This window comes from Paraburkholderia aromaticivorans, assembly GCF_012689525.1.
Lineage (GTDB): Bacteria > Pseudomonadota > Gammaproteobacteria > Burkholderiales > Burkholderiaceae > Paraburkholderia > Paraburkholderia aromaticivorans_A.
Window position 1 is genome coordinate 3,668,600 of the sequence record NZ_CP051516.1, and the last position, 26,423, is coordinate 3,695,022.

General features: G+C 62.0%; 22 protein-coding genes. 11 read left to right on the forward strand and 11 right to left on the reverse strand.

The features are described 5' to 3' along the window. Positions 1–9: 9 nt before the first annotated feature. The 5 genes from HF916_RS44740 to HF916_RS44760 all read right to left on the reverse strand — a co-directional run bounded on the left by HF916_RS44740 (position 10) and on the right by HF916_RS44760 (position 5,536). Positions 10–1,179, reverse strand: a complete 1,170-nt coding sequence (locus HF916_RS44740) for an ABC transporter permease subunit (protein WP_168795007.1) — start codon at positions 1,177–1,179, stop codon at positions 10–12. An 18-nt stretch (positions 1,180–1,197) separates the two neighbouring features. Next, positions 1,198–2,148, reverse strand: coding sequence for a branched-chain amino acid ABC transporter permease (locus HF916_RS44745; protein ID WP_012434109.1), 951 nt, complete (start codon positions 2,146–2,148; stop codon positions 1,198–1,200). Positions 2,149–2,378: 230 nt separating this feature from the next. Beyond that, on the reverse strand, positions 2,379–3,578 hold the full coding sequence (locus tag HF916_RS44750; protein ID WP_168795857.1) for a branched-chain amino acid ABC transporter substrate-binding protein: 1,200 nt from the start codon (positions 3,576–3,578) through the stop codon (positions 2,379–2,381). A gap of 540 nt (positions 3,579–4,118) precedes the next feature. Continuing rightward, positions 4,119–5,078, reverse strand: coding sequence for a 4-hydroxy-3-methylbut-2-enyl diphosphate reductase (gene ispH / locus HF916_RS44755; protein ID WP_168795008.1), 960 nt, complete (start codon positions 5,076–5,078; stop codon positions 4,119–4,121). A 2-nt stretch (positions 5,079–5,080) separates the two neighbouring features. Beyond that, complete coding sequence (locus HF916_RS44760) at positions 5,081–5,536, reverse strand: FKBP-type peptidyl-prolyl cis-trans isomerase (RefSeq protein ID WP_075302429.1); 456 nt, start codon at positions 5,534–5,536, stop codon at positions 5,081–5,083. A 167-nt stretch (positions 5,537–5,703) separates the two neighbouring features. On the opposite strand from HF916_RS44760, the gene radC reads away from it, so the two are divergent. The 4 genes from radC (at position 5,704) to nadB (ending at position 8,970) form a co-directional block, all read left to right on the forward strand. Next, positions 5,704–6,483 carry a RadC family protein gene (radC, locus tag HF916_RS44765; RefSeq protein WP_168795009.1) on the forward strand — a complete coding sequence of 260 codons (780 nt, stop codon included), beginning with the start codon at positions 5,704–5,706 and terminating at the stop codon, positions 6,481–6,483. A 229-nt stretch (positions 6,484–6,712) separates the two neighbouring features. Further along, complete coding sequence (gene rpmB / locus HF916_RS44770; RefSeq protein ID WP_007180631.1) at positions 6,713–6,946, forward strand: 50S ribosomal protein L28; 234 nt, start codon at positions 6,713–6,715, stop codon at positions 6,944–6,946. Between the two features lie 10 nt (positions 6,947–6,956). Continuing rightward, a complete protein-coding gene (gene rpmG, locus HF916_RS44775) occupies positions 6,957–7,124 on the forward strand; it encodes a 50S ribosomal protein L33 (RefSeq protein WP_007180630.1) in 168 nt (55 codons plus the stop codon). A 247-nt stretch (positions 7,125–7,371) separates the two neighbouring features. Then, positions 7,372–8,970 carry an L-aspartate oxidase gene (gene nadB / locus HF916_RS44780; protein WP_168795010.1) on the forward strand — a complete coding sequence of 533 codons (1,599 nt, stop codon included), beginning with the start codon at positions 7,372–7,374 and terminating at the stop codon, positions 8,968–8,970. Between the two features lie 92 nt (positions 8,971–9,062). Here nadB and nadC read toward each other — a convergent pair whose 3' ends face one another. From nadC to purN, 6 genes are all read right to left on the reverse strand, one after another. Then, entirely contained in the window at positions 9,063–9,962 is a 900-nt protein-coding gene (nadC, locus tag HF916_RS44785; RefSeq protein WP_168795011.1) for a carboxylating nicotinate-nucleotide diphosphorylase, read from the reverse strand. After that, positions 9,962–11,101 carry a quinolinate synthase NadA gene (nadA, locus tag HF916_RS44790; protein ID WP_012434117.1) on the reverse strand — a complete coding sequence of 380 codons (1,140 nt, stop codon included), beginning with the start codon at positions 11,099–11,101 and terminating at the stop codon, positions 9,962–9,964. The genes nadC and nadA overlap by 1 nt, the downstream gene beginning before the upstream one ends. Before the next feature lie 130 nt (positions 11,102–11,231). Next, positions 11,232–12,428 (reverse strand): DesA family fatty acid desaturase, encoded by a 1,197-nt coding sequence (locus tag HF916_RS44795; protein WP_168795012.1) that lies wholly within the window; start codon positions 12,426–12,428, stop codon positions 11,232–11,234. Positions 12,429–12,630: 202 nt separating this feature from the next. Then, the gene (locus HF916_RS44800) at positions 12,631–13,986 is read right to left on the reverse strand and encodes a mechanosensitive ion channel family protein (RefSeq protein WP_168795013.1); all 1,356 of its coding nucleotides are present in this window, start codon (positions 13,984–13,986) and stop codon (positions 12,631–12,633) included. A 75-nt stretch (positions 13,987–14,061) separates the two neighbouring features. Beyond that, a complete protein-coding gene (locus tag HF916_RS44805) occupies positions 14,062–15,321 on the reverse strand; it encodes an RsmB/NOP family class I SAM-dependent RNA methyltransferase (protein WP_168795014.1) in 1,260 nt (419 codons plus the stop codon). Beyond that, complete coding sequence (purN, locus tag HF916_RS44810; protein ID WP_168795015.1) at positions 15,318–15,971, reverse strand: phosphoribosylglycinamide formyltransferase; 654 nt, start codon at positions 15,969–15,971, stop codon at positions 15,318–15,320. Before purN ends, HF916_RS44805 begins: the two co-directional genes overlap by 4 nt. 117 nt (positions 15,972–16,088) lie before the next feature. Here purN and HF916_RS44815 point away from each other — a divergent pair, with 117 nt between their 5' ends. The 7 genes from HF916_RS44815 (at position 16,089) to HF916_RS44845 (ending at position 26,402) form a co-directional block, all read left to right on the forward strand. Further along, positions 16,089–17,084, forward strand: a complete 996-nt coding sequence (locus HF916_RS44815) for a bifunctional riboflavin kinase/FAD synthetase (RefSeq protein ID WP_168795016.1) — start codon at positions 16,089–16,091, stop codon at positions 17,082–17,084. A gap of 172 nt (positions 17,085–17,256) precedes the next feature. After that, positions 17,257–20,094 carry an isoleucine--tRNA ligase gene (ileS, locus tag HF916_RS44820; protein WP_168795017.1) on the forward strand — a complete coding sequence of 946 codons (2,838 nt, stop codon included), beginning with the start codon at positions 17,257–17,259 and terminating at the stop codon, positions 20,092–20,094. An 11-nt stretch (positions 20,095–20,105) separates the two neighbouring features. Beyond that, positions 20,106–20,615 carry a signal peptidase II gene (lspA, locus tag HF916_RS44825; RefSeq protein ID WP_168795858.1) on the forward strand — a complete coding sequence of 170 codons (510 nt, stop codon included), beginning with the start codon at positions 20,106–20,108 and terminating at the stop codon, positions 20,613–20,615. A 109-nt stretch (positions 20,616–20,724) separates the two neighbouring features. After that, on the forward strand, positions 20,725–21,939 hold the full coding sequence (gene coaBC / locus HF916_RS44830; protein ID WP_168795018.1) for a bifunctional phosphopantothenoylcysteine decarboxylase/phosphopantothenate--cysteine ligase CoaBC: 1,215 nt from the start codon (positions 20,725–20,727) through the stop codon (positions 21,937–21,939). Between the two features lie 73 nt (positions 21,940–22,012). Continuing rightward, positions 22,013–23,032 carry an LLM class flavin-dependent oxidoreductase gene (locus tag HF916_RS44835; RefSeq protein WP_168795019.1) on the forward strand — a complete coding sequence of 340 codons (1,020 nt, stop codon included), beginning with the start codon at positions 22,013–22,015 and terminating at the stop codon, positions 23,030–23,032. A gap of 13 nt (positions 23,033–23,045) precedes the next feature. Further along, positions 23,046–23,492 (forward strand): dUTP diphosphatase, encoded by a 447-nt coding sequence (gene dut, locus HF916_RS44840; RefSeq protein ID WP_168795020.1) that lies wholly within the window; start codon positions 23,046–23,048, stop codon positions 23,490–23,492. Between the two features lie 399 nt (positions 23,493–23,891). Further along, positions 23,892–26,402 carry a hypothetical protein gene (locus HF916_RS44845; RefSeq protein ID WP_168795021.1) on the forward strand — a complete coding sequence of 837 codons (2,511 nt, stop codon included), beginning with the start codon at positions 23,892–23,894 and terminating at the stop codon, positions 26,400–26,402. Positions 26,403–26,423 lie beyond the last annotated feature (21 nt).

Here is a 26,423-nt window from a genome sequence, read left to right on the forward strand (position 1 = left end):
CATCGTCCGTTAGGCCCGTACCGGCTTCTTGCCGCTACGCTTCGACAGTTTCGCGATCCTGTCTTCGTGCTTGGGCGACGGCCACAAGCCTTCCGAGCGGTACAGCATGATCAGCACCATCGCGAGTGCGTAGACCAGCTGACGGATCACTTCCGTATCGACGATTTCATGGCCGAAGAGCATGTTCTGCAGCGGACCCATCGTCGAGCGCAGGAATTCCGGCAGCACCGCGAGCAGCACCGCGCCGAGAATCACGCCCGGAATGTGGCCCATGCCGCCCAGCACCACGCACGCCAGCACCACGATCGACTCCGGCAGCGTGAACGATTCCGGCGACACGAAGCCCTGGAACGAGCTGAACATCGCGCCCGACAGGCCGCCGAACGACGCGCCCATCGCGAACGCCAGCAGCTTCACGTTACGGGTGTTGATACCCATCGCTTTGGCGGCGATTTCGTCTTCGCGGATCGCGGCCCATGCGCGGCCAATACGCGAGTGCTGCAAACGCGTACATATCCAGATCACCATCAGAGCGGCCAGCACGAACAGGTAGTAGTACGAGTACACCGACGGGAACTGGAAGCCGAACAGCGAGTGCGTTTGCGCGAGGCTGAAATCGCCGACATGCACCGGGTCGATCCCCGTGATCCCCTTCGGCCCGTTGGTGATGTTCACCGGACGGTCGAGGTTGTTCAGGAAGATCCGCACGATTTCCCCGAAGCCCAACGTCACGATGGCGAGGTAGTCGCCCCGCAGACGCAGCGTCGGTGCACCGAGAATCACGCCGAAGAACGCGGCGACGCCCATCGCGCACGGCACGATGATCAGGAACGGCACGTGCAGGCCATTCGGCGCGAGATGCGCGATCCACTCGAACTGCGACGCCAAGTGCGGCGAACTGAGCAACGCGGCCGTGTAGGCGCCGACCGCGTAGAACGCGATGTAGCCCAAATCCAGCAGGCCGGCAAAGCCAACCACCACGTTGAGGCCGAGCGCGAGCATCACGTACAGCATCGCGAAGTCGAGCACGCGGACCCAGTAGTTGCCGCCGGCCGTGCCGATGATCATCGGCGCCGCGATCACGAAGATCGCGGTGATGATGCCGACGGTCAGCGTCTTCGTCAGGTTCTTTTCAGGGATGAGCGTCGTGGACGGCTCGATCGGTTGAATTGAGGTCATGTCTGTTTTCTCCCGGGATCAGGCGCGATCCGCAACACGTTCGCCAAGCAGGCCCGACGGACGGAACACCAGCACGATGATCAGCACGATGAAAGCGAACACGTCCTGATAGTTACTGCCGAACACACCGCCAGTGAGGTTGCCGATATAGCCGGCGCCCAACTGTTCGATCAGGCCAAGAATCACGCCGCCCACCATCGCGCCGCCGAGATTGCCGATCCCGCCCAGCACCGCCGCGGTAAAGGCTTTCAAGCCGGGGATGAAGCCCATATAGAAGTGCGCGTTGCCGTATTCCGACGCGATCATCACGCCGGCCAGAGCGGCGAGCGCCGAGCCGATCATGAAGGTGGCCGAGATCACGAAGTTCGGGTTCACGCCCATCAGCGAGGCATTGCCCGGGTTTTCCGCAATCGCCCGCATCGCGCGACCGAGCTTGGTCTTGTGCACGAGCAGCAGCAGACCACCCATCACGAGGAACGCCACCACGATGATCACGATTTCAGTCATCGAGATCACGGCGCCAGGCGTCGTGTCGGTGGCCTTGATCACGTTGAGCGGGTCGGTGGGCAACAGCTGCGGGAACGGCAGCGGGTTGCGCGACCAGATCATCATGGCCAGCGTCTGCAGCAGGATCGACACGCCGATCGCGGTGATCAGCGGCGCGAGACGCGGCGCTTTGCGCAACGGCCGGTAGGCCACGCGCTCGATCGTGTAGCCGACGGCTGCGCACACAATGGCCGCAATGATCAGCGCGATGATGAGCGTCGGCACATTGCCGAGGCCGGGGAAGTGGTTCTGAAGCACGCCTATGGCTGAGAGCGCAACCATCGCGCCCACCATCAACACATCGCCGTGAGCGAAGTTGATGATGCCCAAGATGCCGTAAACCATCGTATAGCCCAGTGCGATGATGGCGTAAACGCTGCCAAGCACCAGCCCGTTGAGGACCTGCTGGATGAAAATATCCATTTAATGCTCCTTAGCCCGTGCGACTGGATTCGCGTTCTTCATCAGCCGGTGGGCGGTGATGCGGTACGCCAATCTCAACGGCACTGCGGGTACTGATGTAAAAGACCGGTAAGGGTTATCCGCTGCCGGTTCGTCTTGACGACTGGATAACAGTCGCGGACTCGCCTTGGGCGGATGCAAAAACGGCACCGTTGGGTGGTTTCGGTGCCGTCAGGCTGAACGTCCCGTCATCACATCTTCACGACGTCGAGAACTGCTTTTTTGCCGTCCTTGAAGTCGTAAAGCGTAATGGCGCCCTCTTTCAAATCACCCTTGTCGTCGAACGCGATGTGACCGATTACCCCGTTGTAATCGGTCGACGGCATCGCAGCCAGCACCTTGGGCGCCTCGATCGAATTAGCGCGCTTCATTGCATCGACAATCACGTACACAGCGTCATACGTGAACGGCGCGTAAATCTGCACCGGTGTGTGGAAGCGGTCCACGTACTTCTTTTCGAAGTCCGCTCCCTTGTCCATTTTCGAAAGCGCAAGTCCTGCCTCCGAACAGACCAGGTTTTGCACGGCGGTTCCCGCCAGCTCACCCACCTTGTCGGTACACACACCGTCGCCGCCAAGGATTTTTGCCCTGATACCGAGCGCCGCCGCCTGTTTGGTGAACGGCCCGCCCGTCGCGTCCATGCCGCCGAACATGATCACGTCCGGCTGAACACTCTTGATCTTTCTAAGGACGGCCTGAAACTCCGTAGCCCTGTCATTCGTGGTTTCGCGCGCGACGATCTTTGCCCCGCTCGCCTGTACTGCCTTCGCAAACTCGTCCGCCAATCCCTTGCCGTAGACGCTCGAGTCATCAACGATCGCGATGCGTTTCGCGTTAAGCACTTTCGTTGCGTAGTTGGCAAGCGCCGGCCCTTGCTGGGCATCGGTCGCGACCACGCGATAAGTCGTCTTGAAACCTTGCTGCGTATACCCCGGGTTCGTCGACGACGGGGAGATTTGCACGATCCCGGCATCGCTATATATCTTGGACGCCGGAATCGAGACGCCCGAATTCAAGTGACCGACCACGGCGACGACATGATCGTCGACGAATTTTTCAGCGACTGCCGTGCCCGTTTTCGGGTCCGCGGCGTCGTCTTGTGCGTCGAGCTCCAATTGGATCTTGTGGCCGTCGATAGTCAAACCCTGGGTGTTGATTTCATCAACCGCCAAACGCGCGCCGTTTTCATTGTCTTTACCGAGATGAGCAATAGGCCCGGTCAATGGGGCCGCATGACCGATCTTCACAATAGTCGCTTCGCTCGCCGGTGCCGCCGCAACCGTAGCCGCCGACGCACCCGCTCCCGCCTCGCCATCCTGTTTCTTGCCGCACGCGGTCAACATCGCAACCGCGGCCGCGATGGACACGGCGTAAGCAAATTTGACTCGCATTAAGTAGGTCTCCTGCGCCTTCCAAAAACTATTGTTCGGGGCCCTAAGGCCTTGAGAACGCGCGCATTGTAACTCCAATTTTGCGACGGGCAATATTGTTGAACCGGCAGGGTTTTCCTGCATTGCAACCTTATTTTGAGAGCGAAATCTCCCAAAAGGCGCAACCCGGTTGCGATTGTTTTCCGTGCATCAGTTGCACCAGCGTTGCACCCAATGGCATCAAGTGTTGTAGCGAATTCCCTCGACACCCGATTACACCGTGCTTCGCCTTAGGTATTACGTTTCCATCAATATGGAGACGCGCGCACTATCTTAGTGCGTCAAAAATCTACGCAGCCGCTTTAGGTCATATAAAACGGGGACGTATCACTTATAAATCTATAAAAAACCGGATCACATTTCAAAGAAATTTGTGCGAGAGGACACCAAACCCGGCACTTTCTTATGATCTGGCACTTTATTTTCGGTGAGCTTGCTGAAGTCTGGAGATAAAAAAAGCGCACCCTCGGGCGCGCTTTTCTTTCAGCAGTCGGCGGATTGTCAGGCCGGCAGACCTAGCCCGCGCGGCAGCGGAAACGCGATGTTTTCCTCGATGCCGTCCAGCGCTCGCACGTTTCGCACGCCGAGCTCACGCAACCGGGCGATCACCGCCTGCGCCAACACCTCCGGCGCCGAGGCACCCGCCGTCACGCCGATGCGGCGTTTGCCTTCGACCCAGACCGGATCGATCTGATCGGGCGAGTCCACCATATAGGCAGGCACGCCGAGCTTTTCGGCCAGCTCGCGCAGCCGGTTGGAGTTCGAACTATTCGGGCTGCCGACTACGATCACGACATCGCACTGGGGCGCCATGAACTTCACGGCGTCCTGGCGGTTTTGCGTGGCGTAACAGATGTCCTGCTTCTTCGGTTCGCGGATGGACGGGTATTTGGCCTTCAACGCGCCGATGATCTCGGCGGCGTCGTCGACCGAAAGCGTGGTTTGCGTGACGAAGGCGATCCGCTCGGGATCGGCCAGTTGCAAGGCCTGCACGTCTTCGATGTCTTCCACCAGATGCATGCCCTCGCCCGCCTGCCCCATCGTGCCTTCGACTTCAGGATGGCCTTTGTGGCCGATCATCACGATGTCGAAACCATCCTGGCGCATCTTCGCGACTTCGATATGTACCTTGGTCACGAGCGGACACGTAGCGTCGTACACGCGCAGCCCGCGCGACTCGGCTTCCGAGCGCACGGCCTTCGACACACCGTGCGCGCTGAAAATGACGGTATTGCCGGGCGGCACTTCTTCCAGCCGCTCGATGAAGATCGCGCCCTTCTTGCGCAGATCCTCGACAACGTATGCGTTATGGACAATCTCGTGGCGCACGTAGATCGGCGAGCCGTGCAGCTTGATAGCCCGCTCGACGATCTCGATCGCCCGGTCGACGCCGGCGCAGAACCCGCGCGGCTGCGCCAGCAGGATCTCGGTTTCAGCAAGAGTCGTATCCGTGGTGCTCATGTTTACAGAATCCCGATGATTTTCACTTCAAACGCCAGCGCCTGGCCGGCAAGCGGGTGGTTGAAATCGAACAGGGCCGACGTTTCGCCGACTTCTTTCAGGACGCCGGCGTAACGGCCGCCACCTGGCGCGTTGAATTCGACCAGGTCGCCCGGCGAAAAATCCTCGCCGATCATGCTGTTTTCCCGCAGCGTGGCCAGCGACACGCGCTGGATCAACTCCGGATTGCGGGGACCGAACGCCTGCCCCGGCGCTAGCTGAAAGGTCGAATGGTGGCCCACCTTCAAACCTAGCAGAATATCTTCCAGCGGCGGCGCCAATTGGCCGGCGCCGAGCAGCAGCGTGGCCGGCTTGTCGTTAAACGTATTGATGACTTCGGCGCCATCGGCAAGGGAAAGCCGGTAGTGAAGCGTCACATGTGAACCGGGTTTCACTTCGGAAATGTCGATGATGCTCATGCAATGCTCGCTCAGTCGAAGCGCGCTGCACGCGTGCGCCGCTGGCGCAGTCGACGCGTGTGGCAAACCGTCGGGGTGCCGTGCGCAAAGCGTCTATTGTAAGCCACATGGCGAACGACGGCTTGCGTCCGTGGCGCCCCAAACCCGAAGCGGAGGAGACTCTATATATGGCAGATGACGCCACCCTGTTTGACGAGGCAGCCCTCGAGGCGGCCACCACCGAGGCGCAGCCGCCTGATGCGACGGCTTGCAGCGCACCTGCGCCCTCGCCACTCCTGCGTGGCAAGTGGCTTAAAGACGATATGCCGCGCGAGCGGTTGCTGAAGCAAGGGCCCGGCGCGCTGTCAGATACCGAGATGATCGTGCTGATACTTGGGTCCGGCCTGCCCGGTCACGACGTCTTCAGCGTCGCGCGCGAGTTGCTCGACCGTTTCGGCTCGCTGCGTGCCATGCTCGACGCGACCTACACGGATTTCGACGGCCTGCGCGGCATCGGCCCTGCGAAAAAAGCGCAACTGCTCGCCATCATGGAAATGGCGCGACGTTCGCTGGTCGACAAGCTGCGTTCGCGCTCGCTGTTGAATTCGCCCGAAGCCGTGGAAAATTACCTGCGTTTGCGGATCGGCGGGCGTCCACTGGAGGTTTTCGTATCGCTCTTCCTTGACGCGCGGCATCGACTGATACACTGCGAAGAAAGCGCGCAGGGCACGCTCACGCGCATGGCCGTGTATCCGCGAGAAATCGTGCGGCGCGCACTGAGCCTGAATGCGGCCAGCCTGATCGTCGCGCATAATCACCCCTCCGGCGCCGTCCAGCCAAGCGCAAGCGACTGCCGTCTGACGCACACGCTGCGCGACGCCCTCACGCTGATCGACGTGCAACTGGTCGATCATCTGGTGATCGGCGTCGACAGCGTTTACTCCTTCGCCCGCGCCGGCTGGCCGTGAGACGGCACGAACCGGGGTCGTGCAGACGTTGTGCCGGGTCCGGCATCGCAAATAAGGTTTGATTTTGCGGCTTTTTTTCCGCTATAATTCCGGTTTGCCTATTTCCAACCCCCTGTTCCGAAGCCACCAAGGCGTTCCGGAAAGGAAACGTGCCTGAATTTCAGCGCGGCTCTTTTCGGGAAACTTTCACGGCGTTCGAACTCAGAATTAGCGTATTAGGAGTGCTCTCATGGCACGCGTATGCCAAGTAACTGGGAAAGCGCCGATGAGCGGCAACAACGTTTCCCACGCGAACAACAAAACCAAGCGCCGGTTCCTGCCGAACCTGCAAAACCGCCGCATTTGGGTGGAAAGCGAAAACCGTTGGGTGCGTCTGCGCGTTTCGAACGCCGGCCTGCGCCTGATCGACAAGAACGGTATCGACGCTGTGCTCGCAGATCTGCGCGCACGCGGTGAAGCCTAAGGAGTAAATCATGGCGAAAGGCGCACGCGACAAGATCAAGCTGGAATCGACCGCAGGCACGGGTCACTTCTACACGACGACGAAGAACAAACGCAACATGCCGGAAAAGATGCTGATCAAGAAGTTTGATCCGGTCGTCCGTAAGCACGTTGAGTACAAGGAAACCAAGATTAAATAAATCTTGGCTCCTGCCTGACGAAGGCAAAGACATGCAAAAAAGCCTCGCATTCGTGCGAGGCTTTTTTGTTTTCAGCGCGCGTTTGTTTTTGCACTAGGGTTTCTGTTTCTACCTATTCGCCAACGCGAACAGTCTTATGTCGTTCGGCCAGCTTTCCCTCATCCGTCGCGGCGCGTATCCTTTCTCGTTTTAGCGGCGAGCGAATGGCACGCCGTCACCGCAAAACGAAAAGACGGAGATGTAGGCAATGGAATTCGATGTGGCGATTGTCGGTAGCGGTCTGGCTGGTTTGAGCGTCGCGCTCAATTTGGCGGAGACCCGGCGTGTGGCAGTGGTCGCCAAGCGATCCATGACCGAAGGCGCGAGCGACTGGGCGCAAGGCGGCATCGCCGCAGTTCTGGATTCGGCAGACAGCATCGAAAATCACGTGCGCGATACGCTGATCGCCGGCGGCGGTCTATGCGACGAAGCAGCCACGCGTTTCATCGTCGAACATGGGCGTGCGGCGATCGAATGGTTGATCGCGCAAGGCGTGCCGTTCACCAAAGATGACGCCGCCGAACTCGGTTTCCACCTCACGCGCGAAGGCGGCCATAGTCACCGCCGGATCATTCATGCGGCAGATGCAACGGGCCATGCCGTGGTGGCCACGCTCAGCGAGCGCGTGCGCCGTCACCCGAACATCACGCTGCTCGAAGATCACTACGCCATCGACCTGATCACGTCCGACCGCCTCGGCTTGCCGGGTCGACGTTGTCACGGCCTGTACGCGCTCGATCTGCAAAGCGGGCGCACGGTCACGATCGAAGCGCCGCATACCGTGCTCGCCACCGGCGGCGCGGGCAAGGTCTATCTCTACACCACGAATCCGGACACCGCGACGGGCGACGGCATCGCGATGGCGTGGCGGGCTGGTTGCCGCGTGTCGAATATGGAGTTCATCCAGTTCCATCCCACCTGCCTGTTCCATCCGTATGCGAAGTCATTTCTGATTTCGGAAGCAGTGCGCGGCGAAGGCGGCATTCTCAAACTGCCGGACGGCACGCGCTTCATGCCGAATCACGACGAACGCGCCGAACTCGCGCCGCGCGACATCGTCGCGCGAGCGATCGACTTCGAAATCAAGAAGCGCGGCATCGATTGCGTGTATCTCGACATCAGCCATCAGCCGCCTGAATTCCTGCGCGAACACTTCCCGACGATTCTGGCGCGCTGCCAGGAATTCGGCATCGACATCACCAAAGAGGGGATTCCGGTCGTGCCGGCCGCGCACTACACGTGTGGTGGCGTCGTAACCGATCTGGCGGGCCGCACGGATCTCGCGGGCCTCTATGCGGTCGGCGAGACGTCATGCACGGGCTTGCATGGTGCGAACCGGCTGGCCAGTAATTCGTTGCTCGAGTGCCTCGTGATCGGACGCTCCGCAGCGCAGGCTATCGAAGAAGAAGGGTTTAGCGCCGCCGTCCACGCACCGCTGCCGGACTGGGACGAAAGCCGCGTGTCCGATCCGGACGAAGAAGTCGTGGTCGCGCACAACTGGGACGAGCTGCGCCGGCTGATGTGGAATTACGTCGGTATCGTGCGGACCGACAAACGGCTCGCGCGAGCCAAGCACCGGCTCGCCCTGCTGCGCGACGAGATCCACGAGTACTACGCGAACTTCAAGGTGAGCCGCGACCTGCTCGAATTGCGCAATCTGGTCGACGTGGCGTCGTTGATCGTCGAAGGCGCGCGTTCGCGGCGTGAAAGCCGCGGCCTGCACTTTAGCCGCGACTGGCCGGCGACCTTGCCCAAGGCGCTGCCGACCGTGCTTTCGCCGGAGTATGTGCGCAACCGCAACGTGTGATCGAGACAAGCTGAAACGGAAAAGGCCATCGCCGAAATGATCTGGCGATGGCCTATTGTCCGATTGGACGTGACTGATTGCGAGCTTGAGCGTCAGACGATCCGCATCGAGTAATCCGTTGCGCGCAAGTCTTTGGTCAGCGCACCGATCGACACGCGATCGACGCCGGTTTCCGCAATCGTGCGCACCGTGTCGAAGTTCACGCCGCCCGACACCTCCAGCACCGCTCGTCCCGCTGTGATGCGCACCGCTTCGCGCATGGCATCGAACGAAAAATTGTCCAGCAGAATGGATTGCGCGCGATGAGCCAGCGCCGTTTCCAACTGCTCGAGCGTTTCGACTTCGATCTGGATCGACACGCCCGCGTTCAGCGCCAGCGCCGCGTCCATGGCCGCGCCCACACCGCCGGCCGCAGCGATGTGGTTTTCCTTGATGAGAATGCCGTCGTACAGCGCGAGCCGTTGATTCGTCCCACCACCCACGCGCACCGCGTACTTCTGCGCGAGCCGCAAGCCCGGCAAGGTCTTGCGCGTGTCGAGAATGCGCGTTCGCGTATGCGCGACGGCATCGACATAACGGCGCGTCCCGCTCGCCACGCCCGACAGCAATTGCAGAAAGTTCAGCGCGTTGCGTTCCGCGGTCAACAACGCGCGAACGGGGCCGCGCATTTCGCAAACCGTTGTGTCGGCCGTCATCCGCTCGCCTTCGCAATAACGCCAGCGGACTTCGATACGCGGATCGACCTGGCGCATCACCGCTTCAAACCACGGCACGCCGCACAGCACCGCATCTTCGCGCACGATGATGCGTGCGTCGCGCACGTCGTCCGCGGGAACGAGGCGGCCTGTCTGGTCGCCTGCGCCGACATCTTCGGCCAGTGCATCGGTCACGTTGCGCGCCAGCGCGGCGTCGAATGCCGCGCCGTATTGCGCGTGAATTTCAGCGAACAGCGGCGACACCGCTTCGAGCTTGTTGCCTTCTACCGCGCCCATTAAGCCGCCCCCACGTTCGAATACAGTTGCGTGTCGCGCGCGAGATCGCCGCTTGCCTGCACGCGCTTCTTGTGGCGCGCCGCGAAGTCCAGCATCCGGTCGATCGGCAGACGCGCGCGCTCGCCGATCGCACGATCGACGAAAATTTCATTGTGGCCGCGCTCGAGCACATCGGCCAGATTCGCGAGGCCGTTCATCGCCATCCACGGGCAATGCGCGCAGCTCTTGCAGGTCGCGCTGTTGCCGGCCGTCGGCGCGGCAATCAAGGTTTTGCCGGGCGCGGCGAGTTGCATCTTGTGCAGAATGCCGAGATCGGTCGCCACGATGAAATGCGTCGCGTCGAGTTTTTGCGCGGCATCGATCAACTGCGTGGTCGACCCCACCACGTCCGCTTGCGCGACCACATTAGCCGGCGACTCCGGATGCACCAACACTTTCGCGCCAGGGTATTCGGCGCGCAGCAGATCGAGTTCGATACCTTTGAACTCGTCGTGCACCAGACACGAACCTTGCCACAGCAGCATGTCCGCGCCGGTCTTGTTCTGGATATAGCTGCCGAGGTGCCGGTCCGGCGCCCAGATGATCTTTTCGCCGCGCGCGTGCAGATCGGCAACGATCTCCAGGCCGATCGACGACGTCACCATCCAGTCCGCGCGCGCCTTCACCGCCGCGCTCGTGTTCGCGTACACGACCACCGTGCGGTCCGGGTGCGCGTCGCAGAAAGCCGAGAATTCATCGACCGGGCAGCCGAGATCGAGCGAACAGGTCGCGTCGAGATCCGGCATCAGAATGCGCTTGTCCGGACTGAGGATTTTTGCCGTCTCGCCCATGAAGCGCACGCCCGCGACGACCAACGTCTGCGCCGCGTGATCGCGCCCGAAGCGCGCCATCTCCAGCGAGTCGGCCACACAGCCGCCGGTCTCGTCGGCCAGCTCCTGCAATTCCGCATCGACATAATAGTGCGCGACAAGCACCGCTTTCTCGCGCTCGAGCAATGCGCGGATACGTGCCTTCAACGCCACCTTCTCTTCCGCCGACGGCATGTCGGGCACCTTCGCCCACGCCTGCCCGATTCCGCAGGTTGTGCCCTGCGCCTGCGGCCGGTCGTATTCGACGGTCCTGATCGCCTGCTGATCCATGATCTCCTCTGCCTTCGCTCTGCCGCCGGGGACTGTCAATCGCGTGTCGTTGCAGTTTCCGCGGCCCAAAAAGCAAAACCCCGCCAACGCGGGGTTTTGTGACGTACAGAGATTTTAATGGATTTCGCTATCAGGCATAACGGCGCAGTCGCATCGCAAACTCTTGCAGCGCTTTAATACCACTCTGCTCAGCGCGATGACACCAGTCCTGCAACTGGATCAGCAACTGATCGCGCGATGCATTCGAGCGCTCCCACATGGCGGCAAGCTCATTGCGCATGTCGATGTAGGTCTTGAGTTTCTGGCTGTTCGCGAAGATTTGCGGCAGCTGGCGTTTCTGCGGCTCGTCAAGGCCTGCTTCTTCCTTGTGGAACCAGCTACGCGCGCCGCGCATCACCTGATACTTCTCGCGCGCGCCGACTTCCTTCAAATGCGCCAGTTCCTGGCGATAGGCCCGCTTGAGCGCTTTGCCGTAACGCGCCATCACTTCATAGCGGTTGGCCAGCACGGCTTGCAGCGTGTCCTGATCGAGCACCAGCTTGCCAGTGGTCAGACGCGGCGTGGGCGCCACCTTCTTCACCTTGGCCAGACGGAACGCCGACATAATGCGGATGTACATCCAGCCGATATCGAACTCGTACCACTTGTTCGACAGCTTGGCCGACGTCGCATACGTGTGGTGATTGTTATGCAACTCTTCACCGCCGATGATGATGCCCCACGGGAAGATGTTGGTGCTCGCATCCGACGAGTTGAAGTTGCGGTAGCCCCAGAAGTGCGCCAGGCCGTTGACCACGCCGGCAGCCCAGAACGGGATCCACACCATTTGCACGGCCCAGATGGTCAGACCGACGACGCCGAACAGCGCGACGTTCAGCACCATCATCAGGCTCACGCCGAGGATCGGGTATTTCGTGTAGACGTTGCGTTCCATCCAGTCGTTCGGCGTGCCGTGACTGAACTTGCGCATCGTTTCCTCATTTTTCGCTTCAGTGCGATACAGCTCCGCGCCTTGGAGCAGCACCTTCCAGATGCCGCGCGTTTGCGGGCTGTGCGGATCTTCTTCGGTCTCGCACTTGGCGTGGTGCTTACGGTGAATCGCGGCCCACTGACCGGTCAACATGCCCGTCGTCATCCACAGCCAGAAGCGGAAAAAATGACTGACGACCGGATGCAACTCCAGCGCGCGGTGCGCCTGGCAGCGATGCAGATAGACCGTCACGCCGATGATCGTGATGTGCGTCGCGATCGCCGTGTACAGCACAAGTTGCCACCACGAGAAGTGCAACAGACCGTGGGCAAGGAAGTCGAGCAAAGAATTCAACAAGGCAATTTACCTGTGGAACGAGAGACACGAGACACACGCAAAATGCGCGTGTCAAGAAAGTGAAAGCATACAGCGGGATTGGACGATATTCTACTTGAAGCGTTCCAAGTGTTTGTAACAAATAGGGATTTTTTGTGCGGCATCAACAAAAGGAACGCGACGAAGGTCTCTGTGAGACTCGTTGGCGCGCTCAAAGTGCCCGTCAGCGGGCGCTGTCGGACGGATTGACTGCGGGAGCGGTCATTGTTACCGGCTGCGGCATGACGTCGCTGATGTTGCCGACGATTCGCACTTCACGTTGCGCGAGCGGAATCGAGATGTCGTGCTCGGAGAACAGACGCCAGATATTGAGATTGACGGCCGAGCGCACGCCAGAGGTTCCGGTGGCTGCGTCCTCGATCCAGAAACCCAGTTCGAGGTTGATACCGTCCGAGCCGAAACTCGCCAGATAAGCAGTCGGCGCCGGCTCCTGCAGCACCCGCGGCACGGCCTGTGCGGCTTGGGCAAGCAACGTCATGGCCTGCTCGACGTCGGACGTGTAGGCGACCTGCACGGCGGCCTTCGCGTGGCCGCGCGTCAGGTAAGACGATTGATTCTGCACCACGTCCGTGATCAGTTTTTCGTTCGGAATCAGCGTTTCGATGCCGTCCAGCCCGCGCACCACCGTGTAGCGCGTGCGGATCTGCGTGACCATGCCCTGCAGCCCGCTCACGTTGATGGTGTCACCGATACGCAGCGAGCGGTCGATCAGGATGATGAAGCCCGACACATAGTTGCTCGCGATCTTCTGCAGGCCGAAGCCGAGCCCGACACCCAGCGCGCCGCCGAACACGCCCAGCACGGTGATATCGATGCCGACCAGCGACAGGCTGATCAGCACCGCCGCTAGCACGAACGCCGCCCGGCCAACCCGCACCACCACGACCTTCAGGTTGGCGTCGAGCGTCTTCGAGCGCATCAGGCGGTCTTCGAAGGCGGAGCCGAGCCACATCGCGACGATCATCGTCACGCCCACCCACAGCAGGCCCGAGATAAGCGAAAGCAGCGTCAGATGCGCGTTGGCGACGCTGAAATGCACGTCGGCCATCCACGCGATCACGTCGCCCTGAATGCCCATCACCGTGAGCACCATGCCGACCCAGACCACCAGCGAGACGATCTTCTCGACGAGGAAAAGCAGCGGATGAGTCTCGCCGTCGTGGCTGAAAACCCGTCGCGCGAAGAAAAACACGATGTAAATCAAGCCGATGCCAAAGAGCGGCACCAAAGCCAGATCGAGCAGCGCGGTGTGCATGAACTGGCCGGTGATTGACCGCGCAAGCCACAGGAGGACCGCGCCGATCAGCGGAAAGAACGCGCGGTTCAGGCTTTCCGCGCCGAAGCGCAGCGTCTGATAACGCGTCTGGCGGCGCAGATCCAGCGCGCGGCGCAACACGCGCGCGAGCAGCCACGCGATCGCGAGCGTCGCGACCAGCACGCCGACCTGCCACAGCATCACGGGCTGGCCGAAGTCGCGCGCGAGGTCGCTGAACATATGGGGGGAGAGACGGTTTTGCATGATGTCGCCGAAATCGCCGGCGCACGGACAGGTTTATGAGTCAAACCCGCGCGCGCCGGCAAAAGCCTGTTGCGCTTAGCTCTGGCGTTCCAGCACGGCGGCGAAGAAGCCGTCGGTTGCGTGGCGATGCGGCCACAGCGAAAGGTAATCGCCCATTTCCAGATCGATGCGCTGCTCGGCCAGCACGTCGCGCGCGGGCACCAGAGCGAAATCCGGATGGTCGGCGAGGAATTGCTGCACGACCGCTTCGTTTTCCGCCTCCAGAATCGAGCAGGTCGCATAGACGAGCCGGCCGCCCTTCTTCACCAGACGCGACGCGCTGGCCAGAATCGACGCCTGCTTCGGCGCCAGTTCGGCCACCGATTCCGGCGACTGCCGCCACTTCAGATCCGGGTTACGGCGCAACGTGCCCAAGCCGCTGCACGGCGCGTCGACCAGCACGCGGTCGATCTTGCCGGCGAGCCGCTTGATCTTGGCGTCGTGTTCACTATCGATCAGCACCGGATTCACGTTCGACAAACCGCTGCGCGCAAGCCGCGGCTTCAGCTTGGCGAGACGGCGTTCGGAGATGTCGAACGCATAGAGCCGGCCGGTGGAGCGCATTGCCGCGCCCAGCGCCAGCGTCTTGCCGCCCGCGCCCGCGCAGAAGTCGACGATCATCTCGCCGCGCTTGGGCGCGACCAGCGAGCACAGCAACTGGCTGCCTTCGTCCTGCACTTCGACCCAGCCGTGCTGGAACGCGTCGAGCTTGGTGAGCGGCGGCTTGCCGACCACGCGCACGCCGAACGGCGCGAACGGCGTCGCGCCGCCCTCGATGCCGGCCTTCGAGAGCGCATCCAGCACGTCGTCGCGGCTCGCCTTGATCGGGTTCGTGCGCAGATCCAGCGGCGCCGGGTAGTTCAGCGCCGCAGCCAGTTGCGCCAGCTCAGCGGGTTCGAAACGCTTGGACAGCGCCTGATAAATCCAGTCAGGCAGATTCAGGCGAATCCGCAGCGGCAGGCTTTCCGGGTCGATCTTCGACACGTGTTCGAGCCAGCTCAACTCCGTTTCCGACACGAATGGCTTGAGCGCGTTACGCCCCGCCGTCTGCATCAAGCCGAGCAACGCCATGCGGCGCGCCGGGCTCCCAGCGCCGCTTTCGGCCAGATGGGCGAACTCCATCCGGCGACGCAGCACCGCGAAAACGGCCTCGGCGATCACGCCGCGCTCGCCGTGCCCGAGCTTCGGATGCGCGCGGAAGAAACGGCTCGTGGTGGCATCGGCCGGGCCGGTGAGTTTCAGGACTTCAGCCAGCAAAGTCTCAGTTTGTCCAATCAAAAAACCATGCAATCTCATGCGCCCTCTCCGGCGGTGTGACCGGCAAAGAGCCATTGCGGCTCCGGCGGCGTAAGCGTGACACGCAGGCCATCCAGGGCAAGACGCCCTTCGACGAACCAGCGCACCGCGCGTGGATAAATGATGTGTTCGGTTGCCAGCACGCGTTCGGCGAGCATGGCGGGGGTATCGCCTGTTTCGACGGGAACCGCCGACTGAGCGACGATCGGCCCGTGATCCAGTTGCGACGTGACAAAATGCACGGACGCGCCGTGCAGCCGCACGCCCGCGTCGAGCGCCTGCTGATGGGTTTTCAGGCCCGGAAAGCTCGGCAGCAGCGACGGATGCACGTTCAGCATGCGCCCGGCGTAATGATCGACGAAACCGGCTGTCAGCACCCGCATGAATCCAGCGAGCACCACCAGGTCGGGCGCAAAACTATCGATTTCTTTGGCGAGCGCGGCGTCGAAGCTGTCGCGATCGGGAAACTGGCGGTGGTCGATCACCGCCGTGGCAATGCCGTGCGACGCCGCGAACGCAAGGCCCGCGGCATCAGGACGGTTGGCAATCACGGCGGCGACTTGCGCCGGCCAGGCCTCGTTCGAGCACGCTCGAACGATGGCTTCCATGTTGCTTCCCCGTCCGGAAATCAGGATGACGAGTTTTTTCATCCGCGGATTTTATCATTCGGGGACACCGAAACCGCGACGCGCCGCCGTCCACTGCGCTGAACGTTTATAATCGTTTGTTTTGCGGCACCCCGCCCGCTCCATCTCAAACCCGCTATCGTGAGAGTCTTCCGCGGTCTTCCCAATGCTGAAAGCCGTGCGCCCTGCGCACTGACCATCGGCAACTTCGACGGTGTCCACCGCGGCCATCAGGCTTTGCTCGCCCACGTGCGCGCGGCTGCCGATGCCCGCGGCCTGCCCGTCTGTGTGATGACCTTCGAGCCGCACCCGCGCGAGTTCTTCAACCCCGCGGGCGCGCCGCCCCGCATCGCCATGTTGCGCGACAAGCTGGAGGCGCTGCGTACTAACGGCGTCGATCGGGTGGTCGTCGAACACTTCAACCACACGTTCGCGAGCCAGTCGCCGGACACGTTCGTCGAACGGATCATCGTCAACGGACTGCACGCGCGCTGGGTGATGATCGGCGACGACTTCCGCTACGGCGCGAAGCGCGCGGGCGACTTCGCGTCGCTCAAGGCGGCGGGCCAGCAATATGGTTTCGAAGTCGAGCAGATGGCCACGGTGGCCGATCCGTCGGGCGCGCGCATTTCCAGTTCGGGCGTGCGCGCCGCGCTGGTGGCGGGCGACCTCGACTCGGCGCGCGCCGCGCTGGGCCGCGATTATCTGATCAGCGGTCACGTCGTGCACGGCATGAAGCTCGGCCGCGATCTCGGCTTTCCCACGCTCAACCTGCCGATCGCCCACAAGCGTCCGGCGCTCGCGGGCATTTTCGTGGTGCGCGTGCACGGCGTGGCGGACGAACCGCTGCCGGGCGTCGCGAGCCTCGGCCTGCGTCCCACGGTTGACGATTCCGGCCGCGTGCTGCTCGAAGTCCACTTGCTCGACTGGCACGGCGACGCGTATGGCAAACTCGTGCGCGTCGAATTCCTGAAGAAGCTGCGCGACGAGGAAAAGTACATCGACCTCGAAACGCTGACCGCCGCCATTGCGCGCGACGTCGCCAACGCGCGCGCATGGTTCGCGGCCGTCGGCGCCGGCACGCCGGGCAGCCGTTCCACCGGCTTCGCCACCTCGGCCACTGATCGAATTAGATAGCCGCCGTGGTCCATGCAAGCGTGCTGAGCGCCGCATGTGTGGACCCTCGCCGCGCGCATCGAAGGGCGTTCGTGGATCACGCGACATGCCTGCCGGGCGCGCCCAACGCCCTCGCGCATCGTGCGCATTCCGCGCGCTACCGCGCATAGAAAGAATTCACCGCGACCTCATCATGAGCAATAAGAAAGCCGATTCGAAACCGCCGTCACGCTACCCGGTCAACCTGCTCGACACGCCGTTCCCGATGCGCGGCGACCTGCCCAAGCGCGAGCCGCAATGGGTCAAGGAATGGCAGGAACGCAAGATCTACGAGACGATCCGCGCTGCCTCCAAGGGCCGCAAGAAGTTCATCCTGCACGACGGCCCGCCGTATGCGAACGGCGACATCCACCTCGGCCACGCGGTGAACAAGATCCTGAAGGACATGATCGTCAAGGCGCGCAATCTCGCCGGCTTCGACGCGGTCTACGTGCCCGGCTGGGATTGCCACGGCATGCCGATCGAAATCCAGATCGAAAAGCAGTTCGGCAAATCGCTGCCGGCCGCTGAAGTCATGCAGAAGGCGCGCGCCTACGCGACCGAGCAGATCGAGAAGCAGAAAGTCGGCTTCCGCCGTCTGGGCGTGCTCGGCGACTGGGACAATCCGTACAAGACCATGAACTTCACGAACGAAGCCGGCGAAATCCGCGCGCTCGCCAAGATCATGGAAAAAGGCTACGTGTTCCGCGGCCTGAAGCCGGTGAACTGGTGCTTCGACTGCGGCTCGGCACTCGCCGAAGCGGAAGTCGAATACAAGGACAAGACCGATCCGACCATCGACGTGCTGTTCAGTTTCGCCGAGCCGGAAAAGACCGCGCAAGCGTTCGGTTTAAATGCGCTGCCGCGCGACGAAGGCGGCATCGTGATCTGGACCACTACGCCGTGGACCATCCCCGCCAACCAGGCGCTGAACCTGCATCCGGAAATCGTCTACGCGCTGGTCGACACGCCGCGCGGCCTGCTGATCCTCGCCGAAGAGCGCGTTGAAGCCTGCCTGAAGCTGTACGGCCTGGAAGGCACGATCGTCGCCACCACGCCGGGCGCGAAGCTCGTCAACCTGCGCTTCAATCACCCGCTCGCGTCCGCGCATCCGGGCTACAAGCGCACGGCGCCGGTCTATCTCGGCGACTACGTGACGACCGAAACGGGCACGGGCATCGTCCACTCTTCGCCGGCGTACGGCGTGGAAGACTTCGTGTCGTGCAAGGCGCACGGCATGGCAGACTCGGACATCATCAATCCGGTGATGGGCGACGGCCGTTATATCGAATCGCTCGCGCTGTTCGGCGGCCTGTCGATCTGGGCGGCCAACCCGCAGATCGTCGAAGCGCTGCAAGGCGCCGGCTCGCTGATGCGCACCGAGAAGTACACGCACAGCTACATGCACTGCTGGCGCCACAAGACGCCGATCATCTACCGCGCGACGTCGCAATGGTTCGCCGGCATGGACGTGAAGCCGAACGATACCGACAAGACGCTGCGCGAGACCGCGCTCGAAGGCATCGAGAACACCGCCTTCTATCCGGCGTGGGGCAAGCAGCGCCTGTTCAGCATGATCGCCAACCGCCCGGACTGGACGCTGTCGCGCCAACGCCAATGGGGCGTGCCGATGGCGTTCTTCGTGCACAAGGAAACCGGCGAACTGCATCCGCGTACGCTGGAGTTGCTCGAAGAAGTCGCGCAACGCGTCGAGAAGGCCGGCATCGAAGCGTGGCAAACGCTCGACCCGCGCGAGTTGCTCGGCGACGACGCCAACATGTACGAGAAGAACCGCGACACGCTCGACGTGTGGTTCGATTCGGGCACCACGCACTGGCACGTGCTGCGCGGCTCGCACAAGGACGAGCTGCAATTCCCGGCCGACCTGTATCTGGAAGGCTCGGACCAGCATCGCGGCTGGTTCCACTCGTCGCTGCTGACCGCCTCGATGCTCGACGGCCGTCCGCCGTACAACGCGCTGCTCACGCACGGTTTCACCGTGGACGGCGAAGGCCGCAAGATGAGCAAGTCGCTCGGCAACGGTATCGATCCGCATGAAGTGGCGAACCGCCTCGGCGCGGAAATCATCCGCCTGTGGATCGCGTCGACCGATTACTCGGGCGAACTGGCGATCTCGGAAGAAATCCTGAAGCGTGTGACGGAAGGCTATCGTCGTATCCGCAACACGCTGCGCTTCCTGCTCGCGAATTTGTCGGACTTCGACTTCGCGCAACACGCGCGTCCGGTGGAGGACTGGCTCGAGATCGATCGCTATGCGGTGGCGCTGTCGGCGAATCTGCAAAACGATATCCTCTCGCACTACGACAAGTACGAATTCCACCCGGTGGTCGCCAAGCTGCAGACGTTCTGCTCGGAAGACCTCGGCGGCTTCTATCTGGACGTGCTGAAGGATCGTCTGTACACGACCGCCGCGGACTCGGTCGCGCGCCGCTCGGCGCAGACCGCGCTGTATCACATCGCGCATGGCCTGCTGCGTCTGATGGCGCCGTTCCTGTCGTTCACCGCAGAAGAAGCGTGGAAGATTTTCTCGCCGAACAGCGAGACCATCTTCACCGAGACGTATCACGCGTTCCCGGCCGTCCCGGACGCCGGCGCGCTGCTCGACAAATGGACACTCCTGCGCGCGGCGCGCAGCGACGTGACCAAGGCGCTGGAAGAAGCGCGCGTGGCGAACCTGATCGGCTCGTCCTTGCAGGCGGAGGTTGAAATCCGCGCGAGCGGTGCGCGTTACGATGCGCTTGCAAGCCTCGACGACGACCTGAAGTTCGTGCTGATCACGTCGGCGGCGAGCGTGGTGAAGGTCGACAGCGAAGCGGAAGAAAGCGTCGAAGTCATCGCCTCGAAGTATCTCAAGTGCGAACGCTGCTGGCACTACCGCGAGGACGTCGGCGTGAACGCCGAACACCCCACGCTGTGCGGCCGCTGCTTCAGCAATCTGTTCGGCAACGGTGAAACCAGGAGCGCGGCATAATGGCCGGAACCATGTCGAAAACCGCATCGAAAGCATCTGTTGCAACCGGTTCGCTGGCGCCCTGGCTGGGCGTCGCGCTGATCGTCATCCTGTTCGATCAGCTGACGAAAATCGCGGTGCAGAAAGTGTTCGCCTACGGTGTCGCGCATGAGGTCACGTCGTTTTTCAACCTGATCCTCGTGTACAACCGCGGCGCGGCATTCAGCTTCCTCGCCATGGCGGGCGGCTGGCAGCGCTGGGCGTTCACCGCGCTCGGCGTGGTGGCCGCGCTGGTGATCTGCTATCTGCTCAAGCGTCACGGCGGGCAGAAAATGTTCTGCACGGCGCTCGCGCTGATTCTCGGTGGCGCGCTCGGCAACGTGATCGACCGGCTCGCGTATGGCCACGTGATCGACTTTCTCGATTTCCACGTGCGTACGTGGCACTGGCCGGCGTTCAATCTCGCCGACAGCGCGATCACAATCGGCGCGATCCTGCTCGTGCTGGACGAACTGCGGCGCGTGCGCGGCAGCGCACGCTAAAGGCGGCAGCGCTCGCGCTCAGCTTTGCGCACCAGTACCCGTTTGAAAGACGCGGCGGCGGGGACGCAACGCCTCGCTGCCCGCCACCACGCTTTGTCGGAGGCTTTCGTTGGCAACCGCAGAACTCGCAGGAAAACACCTCGTCCTCGGCATGACGGGCGGCATTGCCTGCTACAAGATTGCCGAACTTACGCGTCTGTTGACCAAGGCCGGCGCGACCGTGCAGGTCGTCATGACCGACGCGGCCACGCAGTTCATCACCCCCGTCACCATGCAGGCGCTCTCGGGCCGTCCGGTCTACACGAGCCAGTGGGACGGGCGCGTGCCGAACAACATGGCGCACATCGATCTGTCGCGTGAAGCGGACGCGATCGTCATCGCGCCCGCCTCCACCGACTTCCTCGCCAAACTCGCGCACGGCATGGCCGACGATTTGCTGTCGACGTTGTGCGTCGCCCGCGATTGTCCGCTGCTGGTGGTGCCGGCCATGAACCGGCAGATGTGGCAGAACCCGGCGACACAACGCAACGTCGCGCAAGTGCGCGCGGACGGCGTCGAAGTACTCGGGCCCGATTCCGGCCCGCAGGCATGCGGTGAAGTCGGCGACGGCCGCATGCTCGAAGCCGCGGCCACTTACGAAGCGATCGCCTCGTTCTTCGCGCCGAAAATCCTCGCCGGCAAACGCGTGCTGCTGACCGCCGGCCCGACGTTCGAACCGCTCGACCCGGTACGCGGTATTACTAACCGCTCCAGCGGCAAGATGGGTTTCGCGCTGGCGCGCGCCGCGCAACAGGCCGGCGCCGAGGTGCATCTGATCGCCGGCCCCGTCGCGCTGGAAACGCCGTGGGGTGTATTCCGCCAGGACGTGCAAACCGCGCAGCAGATGCATGACGCGGTGATGCGCTCGGTCGCGGACGCCGACATTTTCATCGGCGTGGCCGCGGTGGCCGATTGGCGTGTCGATCACGCCAGCGAGCACAAGATCAAGAAGACCGCCGAGCGCGCGCTGCCGAGTTTCAGCTTCGTCGAAAATCCGGACATTCTGGCCGCGGTGGCGAAGCTGCCACACCCGCCGTTCGCAGTCGGCTTCGCCGCGGAAAGCGGCGATCTGGAAGTTCACGGCGAAGAAAAGCGCGTCCGCAAAAACGTGCCGCTTCTGATCGGCAATCTCGGCCCGCTGACTTTCGGCCTCGACGACAACGAAGTGATCCTGTTCGAAGCAGGCGGCGCGACGAAGCTGCCACGCGCCGACAAACAGACGCTCGCGCGCGCGCTGATCGCGGAGATCGCCAGGCGTTTGCCCGACACAAGTCTGATTCGCTAAGCCACGCGGGCGGCGCGTCGCGATACAGCGGCCGCGTCGCACAGCGAATTGAATCATCTGGAGCAGTACTGACATGACGCGACTATCCGTACTCGATCAAACGCCCGTGATTGCCGGGCACTCGGTGGCGGATGCGATTGCCGCCACGGTCGAACTCGCGCAGTTCGCCGACGACCTCGGCTACACGCGTTACTGGTGCGCCGAGCATCACGGCCTGCGCGGCGTGTCGAACCCCTGCCCCGAGGTTATGCTGGCGCGCCTTGGCAGCGTGACCCGACACATTCGACTCGGCTCCGGCGGCGTGATGCTGCCGTACTACAGCCCGTTCAAGGTCGCCGAGCAATTCATGATGCTCGAAGCGCTGTTCCCCAATCGCATCGATCTGGGCGTGGGACGCGCGCCGGGCGGCGACATGCACACGGCGCAAGCGGTCGCTGCCGGAGCCTACAATCGCGGCGATATTTTTCCGCAGCAGGTAGCCGATCTGCTTGGCCTGATGCACGGCAACTTGCCGGCCGATCACATTGCGAGCGGCGTGCTGCTGCAGCCGCAAATCGATACACGTCCGCAACTGTGGATGCTCGGGTCGAGCGAATTCGGCGGCTTGCTGGCAGCGCAACTCGGCATTCCCTTCGCGTTTGCGCACTTCATCAACGCGCATTTCGGGTATCAGGTCGCGCAGGCGTATCGTGAGCGCTTCAAAGCCGGCCAGGACATGCAGCAGCCGTATCTGGCGGCTGCCGTCTTCGTGATTTGCGCGGACACCGAACAGGAAGCGGCCGATCTGGAAAAAGCCGTCGATCTGCGCCGCGTGCAAATGGCCTACGGTTTGAACGAACCGATCCCGACGATCGAACAGGGCGTCGCGCAGGAATACGGCGAGCGCGAGCGTCTGGTGATAGATCGCGAGAAGCCGCGCAGTATCATCGGCACGCCGGAAACTGTCACTGAGCGGCTCCATGCGTTGCAGGAGCAGTTTGACGCCGACGAACTGATCGTGCTCACCGTCGCGGGCAGCTACCGCGCCCGTTTGCGCTCCTATGAACTTCTCGCCGAAGCGTTCCAGCTCGAACGCCCGGCCTCCACTTCTTAACCTTCGAACCTGCATGAAACTCGACCTGAAGATCCTCGACGCGCGCATGCGCGACCAGCTCCCGGCTTACGCCACCACCGGCAGCGCGGGCCTCGACCTGCGCGCGTGCCTCGACGAGCCGTTGACACTGAAACCCAGCGAAACCGCCTTGGTGCCGACGGGTCTGGCAATTCACGTCGGCGATTCGGGCTATGCCGCGTTGATCCTGCCGCGCTCGGGCTTGGGACATAAGCACGGGATCGTGCTGGGCAATCTGGTCGGCCTGATTGATTCGGATTACCAAGGTCAACTGATGATTTCAACGTGGAACCGCGGCGAGACCACGTTCGTGCTGAATCCGATGGAACGCCTCGCGCAACTGGTGATCGTGCCGGTCGTGCAGGCAGAGTTCAATATCGTCGATGACTTCGAATCCAGCGACCGCGGCGCCGGCGGGTTTGGCAGCACGGGCAAGCACTAAGCCAGTCACGTTCGCCTGAAGCCGTGCTGGATGAGCCCAAACCAGCACGACTTCCTTCTACCCTTCACACATCCCTCGCGCCCTTCGCGAGCGGTAGATTAAATTCGGACTTGTCCCATTTTGACACGGCCGTTCTCCATCTATAAATCAATCAACATCACTAACGATTTTCTCAGCCTAACTAACCAATCGACATTCGGCCGTCTCACTGCTCGCTTTTTCCACCCTATCCACGCAAACGCAGGAGGTTAAAGACCGAAAGCATATTCTTATATTAAGAATGTTGTTTAGGTATACAAATTAATTTAAGAGCATCACTGACACCCCCCTCCGGATAGAACTCCTTTTTAGCCCATGCGGGCGCTCGGTGTTCGCCGGTCTACGCTGAATGGAGCTAGTATGAAGATCGAATATGATGCAATCGTTGGCCCGGGCGCTAATGAATGGTATGGCACGATCATCGTCTCCAACTTGCGCTATGAAGACGGTAGCGCGGTCACCGTCAACCAATTCCTCGCGTTCAACTTTCACTCGCCGGCCAATCTTGACGCCACGGCTATCCAGCCGTCGTTTAGCACGTGGGTCATCGGCGACATCACCGCAGACACGTCGCAGATCGGCGACGGCACCTTCGACATCACCGCGACGATCCCCTACACAACCAGCTATACGATGCAGCCGGCCGACCAGATCACGATCGGCGTGAACGGTGATCTCTTAACCGACTCCCAGACGTGGCTCGATTCATTCGTGTTCGCCGCCGACCAGGCGCCGGCCATCACCGGGACGGTGTCCGCGACTTGCACGCCTGCGCCGGATCCGGCGCTCGCCGACATTGCGCCCGTCCTCACCCTCACGCAAGGGAACGCAGGCGTTACGATGCCGCTTGGTTATGGGGACACTGGCAGCATCACCGTCGAACAAGGGACCTACGCGGTGACGGGCGACAGTGTCAGCACAAGCGATCAGACGGTCATTGCGCCGCTTGTCATCGACCGCGACACGATCGACGTCGTAGCCGGCGCAACCGCCACGATTGGCGTGAGATTCGCTCCCGTCGAACACTATTGCGCGCTTGATATCTCGATTGGGTCGCTATCAGGGTTATCAACCGAGACACTCAACGTCACATTGACTGACAGCACGACAGGCGAAACGCTGGCCGTGTTTGCCACGACGACCAACCACGTAACTTCCCTGCGCAAACTACCGCCGTCGGGCACGGCACGGATGTCGATTCAGGACATCGCACTCGACAATGTCGACTATTCGTTCAACGTACCGCTTATCAAGCTGACGAATGCACTGCAGACCGTCGCCATCGGCAATTCCATGGTGGAGACGAAAAACGTCGACACCACGGGATATACCAAGGTCACGATCAATGTCACCGCTGACCATCCGGTCGACCGGCAGCTCCCGTTGCGTCTGATTGGCGGCAGCATGAACTATCTGCAGAACGTGACCGCAACATCGCAACAGACTGCTTTCTCGGCTCTGGTTCAGCCCGGCGACTACACCGTAGTGGCAAACGATTTCCTGTCCGCCAGCGTCGTCTACGCAGTCGGGACGCCGTTGCGTTTGAGCGTGCCAGGAAGCGGCAGCGCTGAACTCAACGTGACGATCGAGGCATCGGCAAATCTCAGTGTGCGCGGCTTCCCCGCCTACCTGTGCTTCGGTGGCTGCGCCAACCTGACGCCGTCCAATCAGGCGGACTTCGCTGCGGCACGCGCGACCTCGATCTTCGACTACGCCGGCACCGACGGCGCCGGCGATTCTTCCGTCTACCTGACCGACGACCCGCAAACCCGAGCGACGATCACGCTCGCTCGCAATGTCGAAATCCAACTGGGCAACATTCAGCCGGTCCTGCCCGTCATGGTGTCGTACACGTGCAATCTGTCGCTCGGCGACACGCCCACCATCCTCGCCAACGCCGACGCTCACGCGCACAGTTTCTCCAACTACATTCTGGCGCTCAACATCGCGATGGAGGCCGTCGACAGCAACCACCCGGTCCCCGCGGGCTTCATTGTGAACCCTGACTTTCTCGGCGCTTGCCAGCAAGCGAACTACGGGGCGACCTACCCGATGCCAGTGCGTGCCCCGTTACAGCAAGCGCTCGACCATTGGTCGATCACGGCCGCCATTCCCGACGACATCGCCGAGACCATTGCTGGCTACGTGCTCGCGGTGAACTGGCTGACGCGCACGGTCGCGCCCGGCGTGACATTCGGCTGGCAGATCAATCTCTGGGGTGTCGGCTACTCGGAATGGATCTACCAGGACGACATCGATCCCGCTGAGATGGCGCAACAAACCGCCGACTATGTGACGAGCCTCGGCGTCTACAATGCGCCCTACGCGCCCGACTTCCTGGCGATCGACCGATACGAAGCCGACGATTTCACGCAACGCGCCTATGTGAACGGGTACTGCTACGGCCCTCGCGAATGGGATCGCTACTTCGATTTCTGCAAGGCAGTCAGCCGCACGCTCAAATTGCCGGTGATGCCATGGCAGATGCCCGCGAGCCGCATTCCGGGCACGACCGACCCGGTCGCGACGAATTTCGATCCTCAACATTGGGGAACGGGTGGCAGTTGTCTGCTGGGCGATCCTGCAATCGGCTCCAACTACGACAACGTGCATCCCGTCATTCTCGCGTTGCAGTTCCCGGAGGCGTTCAAGCAAAACATGGGTGCCACCGTCGAGGACATGTTCATCCGCTCCGAACCATTCGATATTTCAAACCCGCTGTACGGAGACTTCCCATTGCGCGGCATCTTCTCCGTGCTGCTCGGCGGCGGCGCAACGACCGGCATCGTTTCCGCAATCGGTAATCCAGAGCCTTGGGCAAGACAGAAACTGAAGGCCTACATGGACGAGCCGATCACGTTTGATCAATAACGCCGGCCCCAAAAAAAACGG

What these genes read in the sequence shown, in the direction of transcription:
- HF916_RS44750 (WP_168795857.1), bottom strand. Translation starts at nt 3,578, where the DNA reads ATGCGAGTCAAATTTGCTTACGCCGTGTCCATCGCGGCCGCGGTTGCG.
- rpmB (WP_007180631.1), top strand. Translation starts at nt 6,713, where the DNA reads ATGGCACGCGTATGCCAAGTAACTGGGAAAGCGCCGATGAGCGGCAAC.
- nadC (WP_168795011.1), bottom strand. Translation starts at nt 9,962, where the DNA reads ATGGGCGCGGTAGAAGGCAACAAGCTCGAAGCGGTGTCGCCGCTGTTC.
- lspA (WP_168795858.1), top strand. Translation starts at nt 20,106, where the DNA reads ATGTCGAAAACCGCATCGAAAGCATCTGTTGCAACCGGTTCGCTGGCG.
- HF916_RS44745 (WP_012434109.1), bottom strand. Translation starts at nt 2,148, where the DNA reads ATGGATATTTTCATCCAGCAGGTCCTCAACGGGCTGGTGCTTGGCAGC.
- HF916_RS44740 (WP_168795007.1), bottom strand. Translation starts at nt 1,179, where the DNA reads ATGACCTCAATTCAACCGATCGAGCCGTCCACGACGCTCATCCCTGAA.
- radC (WP_168795009.1), top strand. Translation starts at nt 5,704, where the DNA reads ATGGCAGATGACGCCACCCTGTTTGACGAGGCAGCCCTCGAGGCGGCC.
- dut (WP_168795020.1), top strand. Translation starts at nt 23,046, where the DNA reads ATGAAACTCGACCTGAAGATCCTCGACGCGCGCATGCGCGACCAGCTC.
- HF916_RS44760 (WP_075302429.1), bottom strand. Translation starts at nt 5,536, where the DNA reads ATGAGCATCATCGACATTTCCGAAGTGAAACCCGGTTCACATGTGACG.
- ileS (WP_168795017.1), top strand. Translation starts at nt 17,257, where the DNA reads ATGAGCAATAAGAAAGCCGATTCGAAACCGCCGTCACGCTACCCGGTC.
- ispH (WP_168795008.1), bottom strand. Translation starts at nt 5,078, where the DNA reads ATGAGCACCACGGATACGACTCTTGCTGAAACCGAGATCCTGCTGGCG.
- purN (WP_168795015.1), bottom strand. Translation starts at nt 15,971, where the DNA reads ATGAAAAAACTCGTCATCCTGATTTCCGGACGGGGAAGCAACATGGAA.
- HF916_RS44835 (WP_168795019.1), top strand. Translation starts at nt 22,013, where the DNA reads ATGACGCGACTATCCGTACTCGATCAAACGCCCGTGATTGCCGGGCAC.
- rpmG (WP_007180630.1), top strand. Translation starts at nt 6,957, where the DNA reads ATGGCGAAAGGCGCACGCGACAAGATCAAGCTGGAATCGACCGCAGGC.
- HF916_RS44800 (WP_168795013.1), bottom strand. Translation starts at nt 13,986, where the DNA reads ATGCAAAACCGTCTCTCCCCCCATATGTTCAGCGACCTCGCGCGCGAC.
- HF916_RS44805 (WP_168795014.1), bottom strand. Translation starts at nt 15,321, where the DNA reads ATGAGATTGCATGGTTTTTTGATTGGACAAACTGAGACTTTGCTGGCT.
- nadB (WP_168795010.1), top strand. Translation starts at nt 7,372, where the DNA reads ATGGAATTCGATGTGGCGATTGTCGGTAGCGGTCTGGCTGGTTTGAGC.
- nadA (WP_012434117.1), bottom strand. Translation starts at nt 11,101, where the DNA reads ATGGATCAGCAGGCGATCAGGACCGTCGAATACGACCGGCCGCAGGCG.
- HF916_RS44845 (WP_168795021.1), top strand. Translation starts at nt 23,892, where the DNA reads ATGAAGATCGAATATGATGCAATCGTTGGCCCGGGCGCTAATGAATGG.